Source organism: Psychrobacter sp. A3, from assembly GCF_028823565.1.
In the GTDB taxonomy this organism is placed as follows: domain Bacteria; phylum Pseudomonadota; class Gammaproteobacteria; order Pseudomonadales; family Moraxellaceae; genus Psychrobacter; species Psychrobacter celer.
Map to the genome: position 1 here is coordinate 1 of NZ_JAPEHS010000157.1, position 1,100 is coordinate 1,100.

Annotated in this window: 2 protein-coding genes; both read left to right on the top strand. The window is 50.5% G+C overall.

Annotation, left to right across the window (positions count from 1 at the left end; translation table 11 throughout):
• On the top strand, window positions 1-416 hold a 416-nt coding region (locus NK638_RS12250), incomplete at its 5' end, for an AIM24 family protein (RefSeq protein WP_274633230.1).
• 46 nt (window positions 417-462) lie between these two features.
• Entirely contained in the window at window positions 463-1,071 is a 609-nt protein-coding gene (locus NK638_RS12255) for a TerD family protein (protein WP_075101067.1), read from the top strand.
• Window positions 1,072-1,100 lie beyond the last annotated feature (29 nt).

A 1,100-nucleotide genomic window follows, 5' to 3' on the forward strand; every position in this document is an offset into this window, starting at 1 on the left:
TCAGAGCCAATATTCAGCGCAACCTTGGCGGCGCAGTATTTGGCGATACCGGCGGCTTTATGGTGATGCAGACCCAAGGCCAAGGTCAAGTGGTGGTATCAGGTTTTGGCTCGCTGTTTGAGATTGAGGTGACACCAGACAAAGACGTCATCATTGATAACGGTCACGTGGTCTGCTGGGACTCAAACTTGGACTATAAACTGTCGGTGTCGACCAGTAAGAAAAAAGGCATCATGAGCAATATCATCAACTCCGTCACCAGCGGCGAAGGTATGGTGCTAAACTTCTCAGGTAGCGGCAAAGTCATCATCTGCTCACGCAACCGTGACAGCTACCAAGGCTGGCTACAAAGCATCCTAGGCACTAGCTCAGGCGGTCGCGGCGGCGGCGGTGGCTTTTTAGACAATATCTTATAGCGCGGCGCTGTTCGTTTTTACTCACAATTATTATAAGGACAATCTCATGGCAGTTAATCTACAAAAAGGGCAAAAAATCTCTTTAAGCAAAGAAGCTGGCGGCGAACTGACACAAGTCAAACTGGGCCTCGGCTGGGATGTGGCTCAAGGGCCTCAAGCACAAAAAGGCGGGTTTTTGGGTAAATTGTTTGGCGGTGGTAGCGGCGGCGACTCTATCGATCTTGATGCCTCTTGCATCATGTTCGATAGCAGCAAACAAGCCGTCGATGCGATTTGGTTTAGCCAGCTAAAATCAAAAGACGGCAGCATCGTCCATACAGGTGATAATCGTACTGGCGATGGTGACGGCGACGATGAGGTCATCAACGTCGATCTCGCGCGCGTCCCAAGCAATGTGACGTCACTGGTATTTACGGTCAATAGCTTTACCGGTCAGACGTTTGAGACCGTCGAAAATGCGTTTTGCCGTATCGTCAATGCCAGCAACAACGCTGAGGTGGCGCGCTATAATTTATCCGCACAAGGCGGCCATACTGCGATGATTATGGCCAAGGTCTATCGTCATAACGGCGAGTGGAAGATGCACGCCATCGGCGAGACTGCCTCTGGTCGTACCTTTCATGACTTGATGCCTGCGATTACCCCGCATGCTTAATAGGTGCTATTTGTATTTAGGGCGTGTTG

What these genes read in the sequence shown, in the direction of transcription:
- NK638_RS12255 (WP_075101067.1), top strand. Translation starts at nt 463, where the DNA reads ATGGCAGTTAATCTACAAAAAGGGCAAAAAATCTCTTTAAGCAAAGAA.